Annotated in this window: 5 protein-coding genes; all 5 read left to right on the forward strand. The window is 30.6% G+C overall.

What is annotated here, in order from left to right:
* On the forward strand, nt 1–199 hold a 199-nt coding region (locus tag L21TH_RS14625; RefSeq protein WP_034429936.1), incomplete at its 5' end, for a hypothetical protein.
* A gap of 59 nt (nt 200–258) precedes the next feature.
* The gene (locus tag L21TH_RS10960; protein ID WP_006315978.1) at nt 259–720 is read left to right on the forward strand and encodes a metallophosphoesterase family protein; all 462 of its coding nucleotides are present in this window, start codon (nt 259–261) and stop codon (nt 718–720) included.
* Between the two features lie 391 nt (nt 721–1,111).
* Nucleotides 1,112–1,993 (forward strand): Rpn family recombination-promoting nuclease/putative transposase, encoded by an 882-nt coding sequence (locus L21TH_RS10965; protein ID WP_006315989.1) that lies wholly within the window; start codon nt 1,112–1,114, stop codon nt 1,991–1,993.
* Nucleotides 1,994–2,035: 42 nt separating this feature from the next.
* Nucleotides 2,036–2,458, forward strand: coding sequence for a UPF0236 family transposase-like protein (locus L21TH_RS10970; RefSeq protein WP_155848374.1), 423 nt, complete (start codon nt 2,036–2,038; stop codon nt 2,456–2,458).
* 285 nt (nt 2,459–2,743) lie between these two features.
* Nucleotides 2,744–3,289 (forward strand): GTP pyrophosphokinase (locus L21TH_RS10975; RefSeq protein WP_034429938.1); only part of this gene is annotated, 546 nt, incomplete at its 3' end.

Consider the following 3,289-nt stretch of genomic DNA (forward strand, 5'->3'; position numbering starts at 1 on the left):
TATAAAGCATGGATATTATAAAGTTAAGAACTTGTATTTCACCGAAGAAATGCTATATGAGTATAGAGGAGGTATATATGCAAGAGATATACATAGAAATAAATATATTCAAATAATGCTTATTTATAATATTGCTGAATTTATGGGTGAAGAGCCAATTCAGATGACAAGGGGACGTTTCGTTTGCCATCTATATTAGATTTTCACTGATAAACAAAGTTTTGTGATTAAAATGGTATTAGATTGGAGTTTAAAATTATGTCAGTATTAGTTGGAATTATTGCAGATACCCATGGAATTATCAGGCAAAAAGCATTAGAAGCACTAAAGGAAAGTGACATTATCATACATGCTGGAGATATAGGAAAAATAGATGTCATAAATGCTTTAGAAACCATAGCTCCTGTGTATGCAATTAAAGGAAATAATGATAAAGGTAAGTGGTCTAATAGATATCCAGAAACTGAGGGTGTTGAAATAAATGGAACACGTATTTATGTACTACATGATATAAAAGAGATGGATTTAGATCCAAAAAGAGAGGGCTTTGACATTGTAATACATGGACATTCCCATATGTTTTCTAAGAGGATTTACAATGATACACTATATATAAACCCTGGTGGTTCAGGACGTAAAAGATTTAATTTACCATTAACAGTGGCTTTATTACATTTATTTGATGGTGGAGAAAAAGAAGTGCAGTTTATACATTTGTGATCAACTGTGTCGTGACTACGGTCTGGAAACGATGAACCCGGTTCATCGTTCCTTTCTATGCAGAATAATCTCTTTCAAATATTTCATAGATTGTTTCTAAACTACTTTCTGTAGAGGAACGTTCATAATTATCATCATAATATGGTTCATCTATAAAATAACTGTCTAACATATCAGTATAATCTATCTCCCCTAGAATAATAATAGGTGCTAGGCACTTAACTTATTTTGTTACTTGATAATCAATTGCATATAAGCATAATACTTCAGTCCAGAGGATATACCAGATAGCCACCTTTCGTTTCATTTTATAATCCTTTTTAACAAAGAGTTAAGGAGGATTTTTGTGGTATAATAAGAATATACCGATTAAATAGAAGAAGGTGAAACGATGGTGAAAAAGAAAGACGAATTTATAATGTCACCGAAAATAGATTTTGTATTTAAACTTTTATTTGGAAATGAAAAGAACAAAGAACTTTTAATATCATTTTTATCGGCAGTATTAAAGATGCCAAAAGAAAAATTTTCAGACATAAAAATAATAAACAGTGAACTACTTAGAGAATTTAAAGAAGATAAAAAAGGAATATTAGATGTAAGAGTTCAGACCCCAGAAGGAGAGCAAATAGATATAGAAATACAAATACTGCCAACAGAATACATGCCAGAAAGAACCCTCTTTTACTGGAGCAAAATGTATACATCTAGTATAAAACCAGGAGATACATACGACAAACTAAAAAAATGTATAACCATAAACATAGTAGACTTTAAATTCATACCAATAAAGAAAATACATACAGTTTATCATATAAAAGAAGACGAAACTAACTATGAACTTACAGATATATTAGAAATACATTTTTTAGAACTACCAAAGTTATTTGACGATGAAATTCCTAAAGATGAAAATGAAGAAATAATACAATGGATGGAGTTCATAGATGGAAAATCGAGGGGAGTGATGGAAATGTTGGCTAGAAAAAATAAAGACATAAAAAAAGCTTATGATTTATTAGAAGCAATAAGTAAAGACGAGAAGGCAAGAATGGCATACGAAGCTAGAGAAGCAGAAATTCGAGATCAATTAACAAGAATTAAATCAGCAGAAGATAAAGGAAGAGAAGAAGGAATAAAAGAAGGCAAATATGAAGTCGTAAAAAACCTAATAAAAATGGGACTAGATTTAAAAATGATAGCAGATGGAGCAGGAATATCCTATGATGAAGTAGTGAAGATAAAAGAAGAAATTGAAAAAGAAAAGCATTAATAATAGATGCCAGGCACTTAGCTTATTAACTTATCTTGTTAGTTGATAATCAATTGCATATTATGGAACGCTGAACCGCGGAACGCTGAACCGGGTTCATCGTTCCATGAGACAGAAGAAGGGAAAAAGGGATATAAATTTTTATTAGATGAATATCTAAAGATGGATACAGTAGGACATATATCAACTAATCTAGTAGAGAAAATTATAGATCTAGCAGTAGATGAAATACAAACAAAAATAGTAAATGGAGATGGCGCAGGGTGGATAAAGGAAATAGTAAAAGAAGATAACTCATACTTTCAACTAGATATCTTTCATAGAAACCAGGCAGTAATTAAAAACGTAGAAGATAAAAGTAAAGCAAAGAAAATAATAAAGAAATTAAGCATAGGAAAAATAGATGAAGGTCTTGAGATAATAACAGAGCTAATGATAGAAAATAATGGAATGGTAGTACAATAGAAGAAATTATTCCTCCAACCGAGAACATTAAAGATATTTACATGACTAAATCAGGGGATATTATTTATATTGATAATAATAATCACATTAAAACATATGAACAATAAAATATCCTATAAGGAACGGAAGATCTAATAAAAGAATCTTCCGTTTCTTTGCTGTATAGGGGTGTAACAAGAATAGACTTAGGCCTGACCCTCTTATAGATATAGTTACCTTTTTATTGTATGCTATAATGTAAGTAATAAATAATTACCTAGCTTAAAGAATAGGAGTGATTTATGATTGGAAACCTTGGTAAATATTCATGACTCAGCTGAATGGAAAAATCTTATTATGATTTATAAATTTGCATTGATGGAGATTACTACCAAGTTAAATATCCTTAATGAAGAGTTTGAATTTTTTCATCTTCATAATCCTATAGAGCATATAAAGTCAAGGGTTAAATCCATGGATAGCCTTAAAGAGAAGCTTATTCGCAAGGGATATGAGGTTAATATTGAAAATGCAAAAAAGTTTATTAATGACATAGCGGGAGCCCGTATTATTTGTTCCTTTACATCTGACATCTATACTATTTATGAATTGATTAAGAAGCAAAGTAATTTAAAGGTAGTTGAAGTCAAAGACTATATTAAGAACCCTAAGCCTAATGGTTATCGTAGCCTTCATCTTTTAGTGGAAGTACCTGTTTTCTTAACTAATCGAATAGAAGAAGTTAGGGTAGAGATCCAGATTCGTACCATAGCTATGGACTTTTGGGCTAGCCTAGAGCATCGAATTTTCTATAAATTTAACAAGGATGTTCCTAAAGAGCTTACTGATCAA

Source organism: Caldisalinibacter kiritimatiensis, assembly GCF_000387765.1.
Lineage (GTDB): Bacteria > Bacillota > Clostridia > Tissierellales > Caldisalinibacteraceae > Caldisalinibacter > Caldisalinibacter kiritimatiensis.

Coding starts and splice junctions, on each gene's coding strand:
- L21TH_RS10965 (WP_006315989.1), top strand. CDS start 1,112: ATGGTGAAAAAGAAAGACGAATTTATAATGTCACCGAAAATAGATTTT.
- L21TH_RS10960 (WP_006315978.1), top strand. CDS start 259: ATGTCAGTATTAGTTGGAATTATTGCAGATACCCATGGAATTATCAGG.